13 protein-coding genes are annotated in these 14528 nt (G+C 73.3%); 11 read left to right on the top strand and 2 right to left on the bottom strand.

The features are described from left to right. Positions 1–54 precede the first annotated feature (54 nt). The 3 genes from ACILRH_RS18630 to ACILRH_RS18620 all read left to right on the top strand — a co-directional run bounded on the left by ACILRH_RS18630 (position 55) and on the right by ACILRH_RS18620 (position 4496). Positions 55–2130, top strand: a complete 2076-nt coding sequence (locus tag ACILRH_RS18630; RefSeq protein ID WP_395695559.1) for an acyl-CoA dehydrogenase family protein — start codon at positions 55–57, stop codon at positions 2128–2130. Between the two features lie 109 nt (positions 2131–2239). Next, positions 2240–3589 (top strand): lytic transglycosylase domain-containing protein, encoded by a 1350-nt coding sequence (locus tag ACILRH_RS18625; protein WP_395695558.1) that lies wholly within the window; start codon positions 2240–2242, stop codon positions 3587–3589. An 85-nt stretch (positions 3590–3674) separates the two neighbouring features. Further along, complete coding sequence (locus ACILRH_RS18620) at positions 3675–4496, top strand: YwiC-like family protein (protein WP_395695557.1); 822 nt, start codon at positions 3675–3677, stop codon at positions 4494–4496. Here the strand turns inward: ACILRH_RS18620 and ACILRH_RS18615 are convergent. After that, entirely contained in the window at positions 4474–5784 is a 1311-nt protein-coding gene (locus ACILRH_RS18615; protein ID WP_395695556.1) for an alpha/beta hydrolase fold domain-containing protein, read from the bottom strand. The two genes, ACILRH_RS18620 and ACILRH_RS18615, sit on opposite strands and share 23 nt — an antisense overlap. 130 nt (positions 5785–5914) lie before the next feature. On the opposite strand from ACILRH_RS18615, the gene ACILRH_RS18610 reads away from it, so the two are divergent. Beyond that, positions 5915–7357, top strand: coding sequence for a wax ester/triacylglycerol synthase family O-acyltransferase (locus ACILRH_RS18610; protein ID WP_395695555.1), 1443 nt, complete (start codon positions 5915–5917; stop codon positions 7355–7357). Here the strand turns inward: ACILRH_RS18610 and ACILRH_RS18605 are convergent. Continuing rightward, positions 7320–8282, bottom strand: coding sequence for an alpha/beta fold hydrolase (locus ACILRH_RS18605; RefSeq protein WP_395695554.1), 963 nt, complete (start codon positions 8280–8282; stop codon positions 7320–7322). The two genes, ACILRH_RS18610 and ACILRH_RS18605, sit on opposite strands and share 38 nt — an antisense overlap. Before the next feature lie 102 nt (positions 8283–8384). On the opposite strand from ACILRH_RS18605, the gene ACILRH_RS18600 reads away from it, so the two are divergent. The 7 genes from ACILRH_RS18600 to ACILRH_RS18570 all read left to right on the top strand — a co-directional run bounded on the left by ACILRH_RS18600 (position 8385) and on the right by ACILRH_RS18570 (position 14468). Then, complete coding sequence (locus ACILRH_RS18600) at positions 8385–10586, top strand: acyl-CoA dehydrogenase (RefSeq protein ID WP_395695553.1); 2202 nt, start codon at positions 8385–8387, stop codon at positions 10584–10586. Beyond that, a complete protein-coding gene (locus tag ACILRH_RS18595; protein ID WP_395695552.1) occupies positions 10583–11095 on the top strand; it encodes a MaoC family dehydratase N-terminal domain-containing protein in 513 nt (170 codons plus the stop codon). Before ACILRH_RS18600 ends, ACILRH_RS18595 begins: the two co-directional genes overlap by 4 nt. After that, positions 11092–11523, top strand: coding sequence for a Zn-ribbon domain-containing OB-fold protein (locus ACILRH_RS18590; RefSeq protein ID WP_395695551.1), 432 nt, complete (start codon positions 11092–11094; stop codon positions 11521–11523). Before ACILRH_RS18595 ends, ACILRH_RS18590 begins: the two co-directional genes overlap by 4 nt. Beyond that, positions 11523–11957 carry a MaoC family dehydratase gene (locus tag ACILRH_RS18585; RefSeq protein WP_395695550.1) on the top strand — a complete coding sequence of 145 codons (435 nt, stop codon included), beginning with the start codon at positions 11523–11525 and terminating at the stop codon, positions 11955–11957. Before ACILRH_RS18590 ends, ACILRH_RS18585 begins: the two co-directional genes overlap by 1 nt. Continuing rightward, the gene (locus ACILRH_RS18580; RefSeq protein WP_395695549.1) at positions 11954–13117 is read left to right on the top strand and encodes a lipid-transfer protein; all 1164 of its coding nucleotides are present in this window, start codon (positions 11954–11956) and stop codon (positions 13115–13117) included. The genes ACILRH_RS18585 and ACILRH_RS18580 overlap by 4 nt, the downstream gene beginning before the upstream one ends. 42 nt (positions 13118–13159) lie before the next feature. After that, positions 13160–14035, top strand: a complete 876-nt coding sequence (locus ACILRH_RS18575; protein ID WP_395695548.1) for an alpha/beta hydrolase — start codon at positions 13160–13162, stop codon at positions 14033–14035. 148 nt (positions 14036–14183) lie between these two features. Next, positions 14184–14468, top strand: coding sequence for a hypothetical protein (locus tag ACILRH_RS18570; RefSeq protein ID WP_395695547.1), 285 nt, complete (start codon positions 14184–14186; stop codon positions 14466–14468). Positions 14469–14528 lie beyond the last annotated feature (60 nt).

The following is a 14528-nucleotide window of genomic DNA, read 5'->3' as shown; positions in this document are numbered from 1 at the left end:
AGGCTCGCTTCGCTCGCACCTCAACCAGCGTTGGACCAGCGTGGAGGAGTGGCCATGTCGATCGGGATCTCCGACGAGCACGTCGAGCTCGCGGCCAGCCTGCGCAAGTGGGCGGCCGACCTGGGCGGGCGCGACCTGGCCCGCAGCGCCGAGGACGACCCCGAGGCGACGTTCGCGACCGCGTGGGAGGCCCTCGGCGAGATGGGGGTGCCGACCATCGGGCTGCCCGAGGCGTCCGGCGGCGGGGGCGGGTCGCTGCTCGACGTCGCCGTCGCGCTCGAGGCCTGCGCCCACGAGCTGGTGCCGGGCCCCCTGCTCGGCCCGGCGGTGGCCGCGGCCGTGCTGGGCGACCAGTGGTCCCACCTCCAGGCAGACTCGGTGGTCGGCCTGGCGCCGCAGGGTGTCGAGGGGCTGGTCTGGGACGGCCCGTCGGCCAGCCACCTCCTGCTCCCCGTGCACGGCGAGTGGCAGCTCGTGCGCCGGGAGTCCGTGCGGGTCACGCCGGCCGCCGGCCTGGACCTGAGCCGTCGTCACGGCCGGCTCGACCACGTCGACGCCGGGGCCGGGGTCCCGGTCGACACCACGACCGCCGGGGTCCGGCGCACGCTGGTGACGCTCGCGGCCGCCGAGGCGGCGGGTGTCGCGCGCTGGTGCCTGGCGACCGCGGTCGGGCACGCGAAGGTCCGCGAGCAGTTCGGCCAGAAGATCGGCAGCTTCCAGGCCGTCAAGCACCTGTGCGCGGAGATGCTCGAGACCGCGGAGGCGGTCACCGCGGTGGCCTGGGACGCCGCGGTCGCGGCCGACGCCGGTGACGAGGAGCAGTGGGCGTTCGCGACCGACGTGGCCGCCGCCGTCGCGTTCGACGGCGCCGTCGAGGTGGCCAAGTCGTGCATCCAGGTGCTCGGTGGGATCGGCTTCACCTACGAGCACGACGCCCATCTCTACCTGCGCCGGGCGCTGGCCCTGCGCGCGCTCGTCGGTGACGCCGACGAGGCCGCGGAACGGCTCACCGCGACGACCGTGGCCGGCGTACGGCGACGCGTCCGGCTCGACCTGGACGGCCGGGACGACGCGGTGCGCGAGCAGGTGCGCGCGGTCGTCGCGCGGATCGCGGCCACCCCCGAGGCGGAGCGGCGGGCGGCCTTCGTCGAGACCGGCTACCTGACCCCGCACTGGCCCCGGCCCTACGGGCTCGGCGCGGACGCGGTCACCCAGGTCGTCATCGACCAGGAGCTCGCCGCGGCCGGGCTGACCCGCCCCGACATCGTGATCGCCGGGTGGGCGCTGCCGACCATCCTCGAGCACGGCACCGACGAGCAGCGCGAGCGGTTCGTGCGGCCCTCCCTGCTCGGTGACCTGGTGTGGTGCCAGCTCTTCTCCGAGCCCGAGGCCGGCTCCGACCTGGCCTCGCTGCGCACCCGCGCGGTGCGCGTCGACGGCGGCTGGCGGCTGACCGGGCAGAAGGTGTGGAACTCGGTCGCCGAGCGCGCCGACTGGGGCATCTGCCTGGCGCGCACGAACCCCGAAGCCCCCAAGCACCGGGGGATCACCTACTTCCTCGTCGACATGCGCACCAGCCCCGGCATCGAGGTCCGCCCGCTGCGCGAGATCACCGGTCACGCCCTGTTCAACGAGGTGTTCCTCGACGACGTCTTCGTGCCCGACGAGATGGTGGTCGGCCAGATCGACGACGGGTGGCGGCTGGCGCGCACGACCTTGGCCAACGAGCGGGTGGCGATGGGGTCGTCCCGGCTGAGCCAGAGCACCGAGCGGGCCGTCGAGCTGGCCGCCCGCGGCGTCACCCCGGCCCAGCGGGTGCGGGTCGGACACGCGGTCGCGCTGGCCACGGTGTGCGGCCTGCTGGGCGTCCGCTCGACGATGCGCTCCCTCGCCGGCCAGGGGCCCGGCGCCGAGTCGAGCGTGGCCAAGCTCCTGGGCGTGCGCAACCGCCAGGACGCGGCCGAGCTGGTCGCCGAGCTGCACGGGGACCGGATCCTCGTCGACACCGACGAGGAGGTGCGCCGCGACCTGTGGGAGCTGCTCAACACCCGGTGCCTGTCCATCGCCGGAGGCACCACCCAGGTGCTGCGCAACGTCGCCGGCGAGCGCATCCTGGGGCTGCCCCGGTGACCGCCGGGCGACCGGGAGACGACGTCGTACCCAATGTGAAGTAAACGACTCGACTATTCCGCAAGTTCACCCCCCAGGTGGGCCCTTCCGGGGCTACGCTGGACGCACCATGATCACGGTCCGCCCGCTCCGGCTCACGCTGACCGCGACGGTGACTCTCGCGAGCCTCGTCGTGGTCAGTCAGCCCTGGCGGACGCCCGCTCCGATCCAGAAGGTCGCGCCCGCGACGGTCGACACCATCGTGACCACCTCCGACCCGGTGGTCCCGGTGCTGCCGAAGGTGCAGGGCAGTGCCGCTCGCGGCACGCTCCGGCAGGCCGCCACCGCCGCGGACGTCGCCGACATCCCCATCGCGGCGCTGTCGGCCTACCAGCGAGCCACCACGATCGCCGGACGCGTGGACCGCGACTGCGGGCTCACCTGGACGCTGCTGGCGGCGATCGGCGGGGTCGAGTCCGACCACGGCCGGGTCGGCGGGTCGGTGCTGGGCGCCGACGGCGTGTCCCGCCCGCTGATCCGCGGCGTCGAGCTGAACGGGCACGGCCGGGTCGCGAAGGTCGCCGACACCGACGCGGGCCAGGTCGACGGCGACAAGCGCTGGGACCGCGCGGTCGGCCCGATGCAGTTCCTGCCCTCGACGTGGGCGACGCTCGGCGTGGACGCCGACGGCGACGGGGTCCGGTCGGCCGACGACCTGGACGACGCGGCGCTCGGGGCGGCCGTGTTCCTGTGCGCCGCCCCCGGCACCCTGGACACCCCGACCGGGCTCCGGGCCGCCCTGCACCGCTACAACCCGTCGACGTCGTACGCCGCGCGGGTGATCGCCCTCGAGCACGAGTACAGCTCCGGCCGCTACGCCGAGCCCGACGCCCTCCCCGAGACGCCGCTCACCGTGCGCGCCGTCGGCCCGCTGCCGACCGCGACCTCGTCGCCGCACTCCTCGGGCGGGAGCCACTCCCCGGACCCCGCAGCCGGACACCAGCAGGGCCAGCACCCCGGCCAGCACCAGCAGCCTGCTCACCAGCCGACCCACCCGCCGGCTCATCCGGAGCCGTCGGCGCCGCCGGTGCACGAGGGCTCGGGCCACAACAGCGGGCCGTCCCACGAGCCGACCCACCCGACGGTGCCACCGGACCCGACCGACCCGACCGACCCGCCGACGCCGACGACCCAGGAGCTGACCGGGACGCTGCAGGAGTGCGGGACCGAGGAGCTGCCCGCCTGGTGCGTCGACGACACGGTCGTCGACCTCGGTGACGAGGACTACCTCGCGGCGACCGCGCTGGCGGACTTCGACGCCGACGGCACGACCGAGACGAACGCCGAGGAGGTCGCCGGCCTGCTCGGCACCGAGGTGACGGTCCTCGCCACCGTCCCCGAGGCCGACGACGAGGTCGCGCAGGTGCTGGAGATCAACGACCTCGCCTACGTCGAGGACGGGGACGACGCCGGGCGCTGACCCGGGCCGCGCCGGGACCAACGTCCCGTCAGGTCGGGCCGCCGGACCGGGGGAGTCCCGGACCTCGGCGCGCAGGCTGGAGGACGTGCCCACCCGGACCGTCCCGCCCCGCCCGGGGCGCCCCGACCCACCCGCGCGACGCGGCCGCCGGTCGCCGGTGATCCCGCCGCAGCACGGCGCCTGGGGGTTCCTCGCGCTGCCGCTCCTGCTCGGGGTGGCCGCGGCCGGCTGGTCGTGGTGGGTGGCGGTCCTCGCGGTCGCCTGGGTGGCGGCCTACCCGTCGAGCTGGGCGCTGACCGGCCTGCTCACCGCGCGTCGGCGCGACCGGTTCCGCCGCGCTGCCCTGGTGTGGTCGCCGGTCTGCGTGGCCGCCGGCCTGCCGCTGCTCGTCACGCACCCGTGGCTGGCCTGGGTGCTGCTCGGCTACCTCGCGCTCTTCGCGGTCAACCTGGTGCAGGCACGGCGCCGCCGCGAGCGCTCGCTGACCAACGACCTGGTCCTGGTGCTGGAGTGCGTGCTGCTCGTCCCGGTCGTCGCCGGGGTCGTCGACGGGGCGTCCGGCCTCGCCCTGCCGGTGCAGGCGATGACGAGCACCGACGTGCTCGTCGCCGCCCTGCTGACCGCCCTGACCCTGGTGGGCTCCACGCTGCACGTGAAGTCCCTCATCCGCGAGCGCGCCAACCCCGCCTACACCACGGGGTCGCGGGTGTTCGCCCTGGCCTGCCCCGTGGTCGTCGCGCTGGTCGCCGTCGGCACCGGCCTGTCACCGTGGCTCGCCGCGCCGTTCGTCCTGCTCGCCGCCCGCGCCGTCCGCTGGCACGACCCGACCTGGCGCCCCGCCCGGATCGGCCTGGTCGAGCTCGGCGGCCTGGTGGTGGTCGCGGCTACGGCGTTCCTGTTCCTGTAGCGGCCGGCTCTGCCGTCTCCGCCGTCTCCGCCCTCGCCGGCTCGGCGCCGGCCGCCCGCGCGCGCCGCCAGCCGTTCCAGTGCCAGTGCAGGTAGCGGTCGATCGCGCGCACCACGTGCTGGCTGCGGATCGAGGGGAAGACGTCGAAGGCGTGCTGGGCGCCGGGCAGCTCGGCGTACACGACCGTGGCGCCGGAGGTCTCGCGCAGGCGCTTGACGAACAGGCGCGCCTGCTCGACCGAGACCAGCGAGTCGTGCGCACCGTGGAGCACGAAGAAGTCCGGCGCGTCCTCGGTGACCCGCAGCAGCGGCGTGCCGGCCTCGAACACCTCCGGGTCCTCCGCCCAGGTCCGGCGCACCACCCGCGGCGCGAGGAAGAGGTCGCGCATCTGCACCGCGCTGCGCAGGCCGGTGCACCCGGCGAAGTCGTAGACGCCGTAGTGCGGCACGGCCACCGCGACGCCGGTGTCGGCGTCCTCGAAGCCGGGCTGGTACGCCGGGTCGTTCGGGGTCACGGCCGCGAGCGCGGTCAGGTGCCCGCCGGCCGACCCGCCGGTGATCGCGATGTAGTCCGGGTCGCCGCCGTACTCCTCCACGTGCTCACGGATCCAGGCGATGGCCCGCTTGACGTCGATGATCTGGGCCGGGAACGGGTCGCGCGGGGCCAGCCGGTAGTTGATCGCGACGCAGACCCAGCCCTTCGCGGCGAGGTGCTGCATCAGCGGGATGCCCTGCTCGTCCTTGGACCCGATCGTCCAGCCGCCGCCGTGCACCTGCAGCAGCACCGGCGCGTCCTGGACCGTGCCATGCGCCGGGCGGTAGACGTCGAGCAGTCCGCGCTTGCCGTGCTCGGGCGCGTAGGGGATGTTGCGCTCGACGACCACGTCCACGTCGCGCATCCGGAACGGGTTGACCAGCCGGCGCCACGGCGTCGCGAGGTCCGCCGGCGTCGGCAGCGCGTCCAGCTGCTCGAGGTAGTCGGCGCCGATGCCCTCGACCAGGGCGTCCTCGGCGTTCTTCTGCACCCGTCGCGCCTGGTCGACGAGGTAGGCCTGTCCGGCGAGGTTGACGGCGGCCAGCGCGAGGCCGGCCCGGTTGCGCCGCCCGCCGCGAGGACGCACCGCATGCAGCGTCGCGTCGGTCGCGGTGAGCGCCATCAGGTGCGGAGCCAGCTCGGTGGTCAGCCAGCCGGCGAGGAACGCCGGGATGCCGGCCCGGAAGCCGGGCACCGGGCGGATCGCATTGGCGGTGAGCGCGGCGGTGACGAGCTGGCGGCGGAGGAGGCCCATATGACAAATGTAGAACGCGCGCTGGGCGGCGTGCGGCGAGACGCGGGTCACGCGTAGCCCTGGTCCTGACCTGTCGTTGACGAACTGCAACAGGTTGCAGTTTGCTGAGCGCGACAGCGAGGGGGTGGCGATGGAGCGGCTGTCCGGGCTGGACGCGAGCTTCCTCTACCTGGAGACGCCCGCGCAGCTGATGCACGTCTGCGGCGTGATCCTGCTCGACCCGTCGACCATGCCGGAGGGGTACACGTTCTCCGGGCTGCGCGACGAGCTGGAGCGCCGGGTCCGCGACGTCCCCGAGTTCACCCGCAAGCTGCGCAAGGTGCCGATGGGCATCGACCACCCGATCTGGGTGCAGGACAGGCACTTCGACATCGACCGTCACGTGCACCGGCTCGCGCTGCCCTCGCCGGGGGGCTACGAGGAGCTGGTCGAGCTCACCAGCCACCTGGCCGGCCTGCCGCTGGACCGTTCCCGGCCGCTGTGGGAGATGTGGGTGATCGAGGGGTACGGCGACCGCGTCGTGGTGTTCTCCAAGATGCACCACGCCACGGTGGACGGGGTGTCCGGCGCCAACCTGATCTCCCACCTGTGCTCGCTGGAGCCCGGTGCCGACCCGATCGTGCCGCCCGACCCGCAGCGCTCGGGCCGCGAGCCCGGTCAGGGCGAGCTGTTCGGCCGCGCGGTCGCCGACCTGATGCGCCGGCCGCTCAACGCGGTCCGGCTGGTGACGCCGTCGGTGCAGATGGTCACCCGCACGATCGGCCGGGCCCGGGCCGGCACCGCGATGGCCGCGCCGTTCTCGGCCCCGCGCACGTCGTTCAACGGCACCATCACCAGCCACCGCAGCATCGCCCTGGCCGACATGGACCTCGAGGACGTGCGGCACGTCAAGAACGCGACCGGCACCACGGTCAACGACGTGGTCCTCACGGTCGCCGGGGGCGCGCTGCGCGCCTACCTCGAGGAGCGCGAGGAGCTGCCCTCGAGCTCGCTGCTGGCCACCGTGCCGGTGTCGGTGCGCGAGAAGTCCCAGCGCTCGGACGGGGCCAACAAGGTCTCGGCGCTCTTCACCAAGCTGGGCACCGACATCGCCGACCCGCTGCAGCGTCTCCACGAGATGGCCGAGCACACCCGGCACGCCAAGGAGCACCACGCGGCGATCAGCGCCGACTCGCTGCAGGACTGGGCGGAGTTCGCGGCGCCGCGCACCTTCGGGCTGGCCGTGCGGGCGTACGCCGGCCTGCGGCTGCCCGAGCGGCACCCGGTCGTGCACAACCTGGTGATCTCGAACGTCCCGGGCCCGCCGGTGCCGCTCTACTTCATGGACGCCCGCATCGACGGGCTCTACCCGCTCGGTCCGGTCTTCCACGGTGCGGGGCTCAACATCACGGTGATGTCGAACAACGGCCGCGTGAACGTCGGCGTGATCGCGTGCCGCGAGTCGCTCCCGGACGCGCACGGGCTGGTGAGCCGGTTCCCGGCCGAGCTCGCGGCGCTGAAGGCGGCCGTCTCCGGTCAGGAGGAGCCGACGCCGATCAAGCGGTCTCGGAGGAAGACCTCGGCGGCTCGCTGAGCCGCCCGCGCGGCGGGAAGTCGCGGCGCCGGGCGTGCACGGTGCCGACGGCCTCGAGGAAGGCCGGCACGAAGCGGTCGGCCTGCATCACGCACGCGGCGTGGCCGGCGTCGACCGGGTGCGTCGTGGCGCCGCGGATCCGGCGGGCCAGGGCGAGCTGGTTGTCGGGAGGCAGCACCCGGTCGCGGAGGGTGACGACGACCGCGGTCGGGACGTCGATCCGGTTCAGCCAGGGCCGGGAGTGGTGCCGGCCCAGCGCAGCGACCGCCTGGGCCACCGCCCAGGGCGAGGTGCTGCGGAACTCCTCGACGGCCCAGTCGTGGATGTCGCGGGGTGCGATGTCCAGCGCGTCGTTCGTGGCGCGCCCGGCGGCCCGGGCCGCCCGCGCGGCCGTCCGCGAGCGTGAGATCTCCCGAGCACCGAGCATGGTGACCTCCATGCCCTGGTGGAAGACGCGCTCGGTGACGGTGGACCGGAACCGGTCGGTCGTCGCGCACAGCACCAGCCCGGCGAGCCGGTCCGGGTGCTGGCGCCAGACCCGCTGAGCGATGATCGACCCCATCGAGTAGCCGGCGACGATCGCCTCGCCGATCCCCAGCGCGTCGAGCAGCGCCGCGACGTCGTCGGCGCAGTCGGCCAGGGAGAACTCGGCGGACTGGATGCCACGGCCGTGCCACCGCTGGTCCAGGGTCACCACGCGGAAGCGCTGTGACAGCGGCCCGATCGACGGGAACCAGGTGAGCAGACCCGTGCAGCCGACCGCGTGCAGCAGCACGACGGTCGGTGCGTCGGGGGTCGGGCCGGGGGAGTCGGTCACGTACGTCGCGCCGCGGCCCGGCAGCTCCACCATCCGGCCGGCCGGGATGGTGACGTCGGGCACCTGGAACCGCTGCCGCAGCAGCGCGCGTGGCGAGACCGGACGCATGGAGCTCCCTCCCGTCCCGTGAGTCGGAGGGACGTGTCCAATCAGACTAGAACAGGTTACAGTTTCGCACGTCAGGTACCCCAACGGCGCAGGGAGATGCAGGTGATCGACGAGGTCCAGACCGCCGAGGCGGCCGAGGCCGTCCGCTCCGTGGTGCGCGAGGTGCTCGAGCGGTCCGGTGGCCCCGACGCCGACCAGGATGCCACCTGGGCGGCCCTGGCCGACGCCGGGCTGCTCGCGCTGCCGGTGCCGGAGGCGCACGGCGGGGAGGGCCTCGGGCTGCCCGAGGTCGCGGTGCTCCTCCACGAGACCGGCCTGCGGGCCCAGCAGCTCCCGGTCTGGGAGACGCTGTGCTGCGGCGTGCTCACCCTGGCGGCCGCCGGATCGGCCGAGCAGCAGGGCGCGCTGCTGCCCGGCGTGGCGACCGGCGACGTGCTGCTCTCACCGGCCCTGCGGGAGGTGGGCGCCGGGCTGACCGACCGCCCGGCGACGGCGTACGCCGACGGCCGGATCACCGGGCGCAAGATCGGCGTCACCTGTGCCGACCGGGCGGCGCGGCTGCTGGTCACCGCGTCGGCCGACGGGCAGCCGGTGGTCGCTCTCGTGGACCCGGCGGGACCCGGCGTGGAGCTGCTCGAGTCGATGTCCAGCCTCGGACCCGTGCAGCACACGGTGGTGCTCGACGCCGCCCCGGCCGAGCTGCTGCCCGGCCCGGACGCGGCGCGGGTGCTGCACGAGCTCGCGGTCGCCGGCCACTGCCTGACCGCGGCGGGGCTGGTGGCGGGTGCGCGGGACCTGACGGCCGCCTACATCAAGGGGCGCGAGCAGTTCGGCCGCGCGCTGGCGGAGTTCCAGGCGGTCGCCATGCAGATCGCCGACGTCTACATCACCTCCCGCACCGTCGACCTCGCCGCCCAGAACGCCGCCTGGCGGATCGCCGCCGGCCTGGACGTGACCGACGACCTGGCCGTCGCCTCCTACTGGATCTGCCACGAGGCGCCGCCCGCGATGCGCACCTGCCACCACCTGCACGGCGGGATGGGCGTCGACATCACCTACCCGATGTCGCGCTACTTCTCCTGGGTCACCGACATCGTGCACGCTCTCGACGGGCGGGCCGAGGAGGTCGCGATCGAGGACCCGACCACCAAGAACCTCGAGCTCACCGAGTCGCAGCGGGCGCTCAAGGCCGAGCTGCGCACCTACTTCACCGGCCTCGCGGACAGCAACGAGCACCGCGACATGGCGGTGGACCGGCACGGCGAGACCTACCAGCGGGTCGTGCGCCAGATGGGCGAGGACGGCTGGATGGGCGTCGGGTGGCCGCAGGAGTACGGCGGCCACGGGCTCGGCGAGATCGAGCAGACGATCTTCGCCAACGAGGCCCAGCGCGCCGACGTGCACCTGCCGGCGGTGACCCTGCAGACGGTCGGGCCCACCCTGATCCGCTACGGCACCCAGAAGCAGAAGGACATGTTCCTCCAGCCGATCCTCGAGGGACGGGTGCACTTCGCGATCGGCTACAGCGAACCGGACGCCGGGACCGACCTGGCGTCGCTGCGCACCACCGCGCGCCGCGACGGCGACCACTACGTGGTCAACGGGCAGAAGCTCTGGACGACCGGCGGCCACCAGGCCGACTACGTCTGGCTGGCCGTCCGCACCGATCCCGACGCCCCCAAGCACCGGGGCATCTCGATCCTCATCGTCGACACCACGGACCCGGGCTACAGCCACACGCCGATCATCACCGCCGACGGGTCCCACCACGTCAACGCCACCTACTACAACGACGTCCGGGTCCCGGTCGACATGCTCGTCGGCGAGGAGAACCAGGGCTGGAAGCTGATCACCACGCAGCTCAACCACGAGCGCGTGATGCTCGGTCCCGCCGGCCGCCTGGAGGGCCTGCGCGACCGGGTCGCGGACTGGGCCACCAAGGCGGGGGTGGTCGACCGGCCCGACGTACGCCGGGTGATGGGCGCGGTGACCGCGGCCTTCCGGGTCAACGAGCTCCTCAACTGGGAGGTGGCGCGGGCGGCGGCCGTCGGCGAGATCTCGGTCGGCGACGCGTCGTCCTCCAAGGTGTTCGCCGCCGACCAGGTGCAGCACCTCGCCGCCGATCTCGGCGGGATCGTGCATCGCTACGGTGACCCGTCCGACGCCGAGACCGACGCCTTGATGCGCTACCTGGACGGCCAGGCCAAGCGCAACCTGGTGCTCACCTTCGGCGGCGGGGTCCAGGAGGTGCAGCGCGAGCTGATCGCGATGTTCGGCATGGGCCTGCCGAGGGTGCCGCGATGACCCACGAGCAGATCATGGCGGAGGCCGAGCGGATCCAGGCGCTCGGCGAGGCGTCGGAGTCGCTGGCGCCGTACGAGGTGAACCAGCCGACCATCGGCACCTGGCTGGACGCGATGGGCTACGACAACGACCGGTTCCGCACCGGCGAGGCGCCGCCCTCGATGGCGCAGGTGTGGACGATGCCCGGCCTCGGCCGGCGGCGTCCGTCGGACGACCCCCTGAGCCGGATGATGGAGGTGCTGACCGCGGCGGGCTACACCGCCGTGCTCGGCACCAACTGCGAGCAGACCTACGACCGCTACCTGCGCGTCGGCGAGCGGGTGCGGGTCACGACCGCCCTCGACTCGGTCGCCGGCCCGAAGAGCACGGCGATGGGGGAGGGCTACTTCGTGACCTCGCGCAACACCTGGTACGTCGACCACCCCGATGGGCGCGCCGAGCGGGTCGCGACGATGCTGTTCCGCGTCCTGAAGTTCATCCCTCGCCAGAAGGAGGGGGAGCGGTCGTGACCGTGATCCGCCCGATGATCGGGCGCGACTCGCAGTTCTTCTGGGACGGCACCGCGGCCGGGGAGCTGCGCATCCAGCGGTGCAACGCCTGCGGCGACCTGCGGTTCCCGCCCGGGCCGGCCTGCCCGGTCTGCCACGCGCTGGACCGGGGCTGGGTCGTGGCCGCCGGCACCGGCGCCGTCTTCTCGTACGTCGTCCACCGCCACCCGCCGGTGCCCGGCAAGGAGCTGCCGATCGTGATCGCGCTGATCGACCTCGACGAGGGCGTGCGGATGGTCGGCGAGGTCGTCGGGGTCGGAGACGACGAGATCGAGATCGGGATGCCGTTGCGCGTGGACTGGAACCGGGTCGACGACGAGCTGACCCTGCCCATCTGGCGTCTCGATACGCCTCGTACCTCGGCTACTCGACGACCGAAGGAAGTGTGATGAAGGCGGGAGACACCATCCCGGAGTGGTCGCTGCCGATGACGCCGACCACGATCGTGAGCACCGCGATCGCGACGCGCGACTGGCAGGACGTCCACCACGACCGCGACGTCGCCCAGGCGGCCGGGTCCAAGGACATCTTCATGAACATCCTGACCACCAACGGGCTGGTCGAGAAGTACGTCGTCGACTGGGCCGGCCCGGACACCGAGCTGAAGGGGATCGCGATCCGGCTCGGCGCCCCCGCGCACCCCTACGACACGCTGACCTTCAGTGGGACCGTGGAGTCGGTCGAGGACGGCATCGCCACCATCTCGGTGGTCGGCCGGGTGTCGCTCGGCGACCACGTCACCGGCACCGTGAAGGTGGTCGCCCCCCCGGTGGTTGAGGAGGTTGCGCAGCAACCGTCTCGAAACCCCAGGAGTGACGCATGACCCTGTCGGGCAAGGCAGCCATCGCCGGCATCGGGGCGACCGAGTTCTCCAAGGAGTCCGGTCGGTCCGAGCTCCAGCTCTCCGTCGAGGCCGTGCAGCACGCGCTGGCCGACTGCGGACTGACGCCCGCCGACGTCGACGGCTTCACGACCTTCACCATGGACACCTCCTCGGAGATCGCGGTCGCACGTGAGCTGGGGTGTGGCGAGCTGCGCTTCTTCAGTCGGATCAACTTCGGCGGCGGCGGTGCCTGTGCGACGGTCCAGCAGGCCGCGATGGCGGTCGCCACCGGCGTGGCCGACTGCGTCGTGGCCTACCGCGGCTTCAACGAGCGGTCGGGGTCGCGGTTCGGGCAGTTCTCGGTCGCCGCGGCGACGCAGGTGAACACCAATGGCCTCGACAACGCCTGGACCTACCCGATGGGCCTGGGCACGCCGGCCGCGACGGTCGCGATGCAGGCGCGCCGCTACATGCACGAGTACGGCGCGACCTCCGAGGACTTCGGCCGGATCGCGGTCGCCGACCGGCGGCACGCGGCGACCAATCCCAACGCGTTCTTCTACGAGCGGCCGATCACCCTCGAGGACCACCAGGCGTCGCGGATGATCGTCGACCCGCTGCACCTGCTCGACTGCTGCCAGGAGAGCGACGGCGCGGTCGCGCTCGTCATCGTCTCGGCCGAGCGGGCGCGCGACCTGGCGCAGCGGCCGGCGTACGTCGCAGCGGCCGCGCAGGGCAGCGGCGTCGACCAGTTCGTGATGACGTCCTACTACCGCGACGACATCGGCATCCCCGAGATGGGCGTGGTCGGGCGCGAGCTGTGGCGCCAGAGCGGCCTGGGTCCCGACGACATGGCGATGGCGATCCTCTACGACCACTTCACGCCGTACGTCCTCATGCAGCTGGAGGAGCTGGGCTTCTGCGGTCGCGGGGAGGCGCCGGGGTTCGTCGCCGACGGCGCGATCGAGCTCGGTGGTCGGCTGCCGTTGAACACCCACGGCGGCCAGCTCGGCGAGGCGTACATCCACGGCATGAACGGCATCGCCGAGGCGGTGCGGCAGGTCCGCGGCACGTCGGTCAACCCGGTCCCCGACGTCGAGCACGTGCTCGTCACCGCCGGCACCGGGGTGCCGACCTCGGGGCTGGTGCTGTCGGCCTGACGGTCACCCCCGTCGAGCTGGGCCGGCTGGCAGGATCGTCTCGTGTCCGTCGCCGCGTGGCTCGTCAGGCAGGCCTTCGACCGCGACGGCGTGCGCACCGACGCGGCCCTGCACGACCTCGTCCCGGACATCGTCACCGGCGAGACCGACCTGTCCTACGGGTCCGGGCCGGACGAGCGCTACGACGTCTGGCGCTCGGGTACTGACCGGCCGGTCGTGTTCTGGGTGCACGGCGGCGGGTGGATCGGCGGCGACAAGGCGCACCTGGCGTCGTACGCGAAGATCCTCGCCGACCGCGGCTTCGAGGTGGTGGTCGTCAACTACACGCTGTCGCCGGCGGCTCGCTACCCGCTCGCGCTGCGCCAGGTGTGCCGGGCCCTCGAGGTGGTGCTGGCCGGCTCGGGGCGGCCCTACGTGCTGGCCGGCGACTCGGCGGGGGCGCACCTGGCCGCGCAGGTCGCGACGCTGCTGACCGAGCCCGCGTACGCCGCGCGGGTCGGTCTGTCCCCGCAGGCCGGGCGTCCGGCCGGGGTCCTGCTGCACTGCGGCATCTATGCCCCGTCGCTGGGGCGCGACGCGCGTGGTCTCGGCGGCTGGCTGGTGCGCACCATCGCGATGTCCTACCTCGGCACGACCGACTTCGACGCGCCGGTCTTCGAGGAGGTCGACCTGCCGCGCCAGGTGTCGCGGAGCTTCCCGCCGACCTGGATCTCCGGTGGCAACGCCGACCCGCTGACCGACCAGGGCCGGGCCTTCGCCACGCGGCTGGCCGACCTCGGTGTGCCGGTCACCCCGGTCTTCTACCCCGCCGACCACGAGCCGCCGTTGATGCACGAGTACCAGCTCAAGCTCACGCTGCCGGCTGCCCGGTCCGCCCTGGACAGCAGCGTCGCCTTCCTCCACGACGTCACCCGCTGACCCCGCCCGCGTTGAGTTGGGCCTGGTTGCCGGTTGAGTTGGGCGTTGTTGCCGGTTGAGTCGGGCCTTGTTGCCCGTCGAGTTGGGCGATGGAGGCGTCCGCCCTCGTTCGCGTCACAGACGGTCGTGGATCGGGGAGGCTGTGCACATGGACGAGCCTGCGCAGCGCTGGTACTTCGTGCTGTTGGTGGTCCTCATGTCGGCGGCCGAGGTCGCGGTCGCGTACGGACTGGCCTTCGGCGGACTGGAGGAGGCGTTCTGGAACGTCGCCTCTCTCGCCGCGGTCACCGCGATCCTCGGAGTCGCGCCGCTGTTCTTCGCTGGTACGCGTGGGCTGGGAGCAGCGGTGCTGCTCTCGCTCGTGGTGAGCACGGTCGTCCTGTCAGTGTGGGTGCTGGCGGCCCTGGCGTCGCTCGGCTCGTCGCTCGGGTAGACCTCGCTCCACCCGGCGCGACCCCCGCCCCGACGCGTCAACCCGGTCCCGCAGACCCGC

This window comes from Nocardioides sp., from assembly GCF_044226765.1.
Classification (GTDB): domain Bacteria; phylum Actinomycetota; class Actinomycetes; order Propionibacteriales; family Nocardioidaceae; genus Nocardioides.
This window is presented reverse-complemented; position numbering and strand designations above follow the sequence as displayed.

Coding starts and splice junctions, on each gene's coding strand:
- ACILRH_RS18585 (WP_395695550.1), top strand. CDS start 11,523: ATGAAGGCGGGAGACACCATCCCGGAGTGGTCGCTGCCGATGACGCCG.
- ACILRH_RS18630 (WP_395695559.1), top strand. CDS start 55: ATGTCGATCGGGATCTCCGACGAGCACGTCGAGCTCGCGGCCAGCCTG.
- ACILRH_RS18625 (WP_395695558.1), top strand. CDS start 2,240: ATGATCACGGTCCGCCCGCTCCGGCTCACGCTGACCGCGACGGTGACT.
- ACILRH_RS18595 (WP_395695552.1), top strand. CDS start 10,583: ATGACCCACGAGCAGATCATGGCGGAGGCCGAGCGGATCCAGGCGCTC.
- ACILRH_RS18615 (WP_395695556.1), bottom strand. CDS start 5,784: ATGGGCCTCCTCCGCCGCCAGCTCGTCACCGCCGCGCTCACCGCCAAT.
- ACILRH_RS18580 (WP_395695549.1), top strand. CDS start 11,954: ATGACCCTGTCGGGCAAGGCAGCCATCGCCGGCATCGGGGCGACCGAG.
- ACILRH_RS18605 (WP_395695554.1), bottom strand. CDS start 8,282: ATGCGTCCGGTCTCGCCACGCGCGCTGCTGCGGCAGCGGTTCCAGGTG.
- ACILRH_RS18610 (WP_395695555.1), top strand. CDS start 5,915: ATGGAGCGGCTGTCCGGGCTGGACGCGAGCTTCCTCTACCTGGAGACG.
- ACILRH_RS18570 (WP_395695547.1), top strand. CDS start 14,184: ATGGACGAGCCTGCGCAGCGCTGGTACTTCGTGCTGTTGGTGGTCCTC.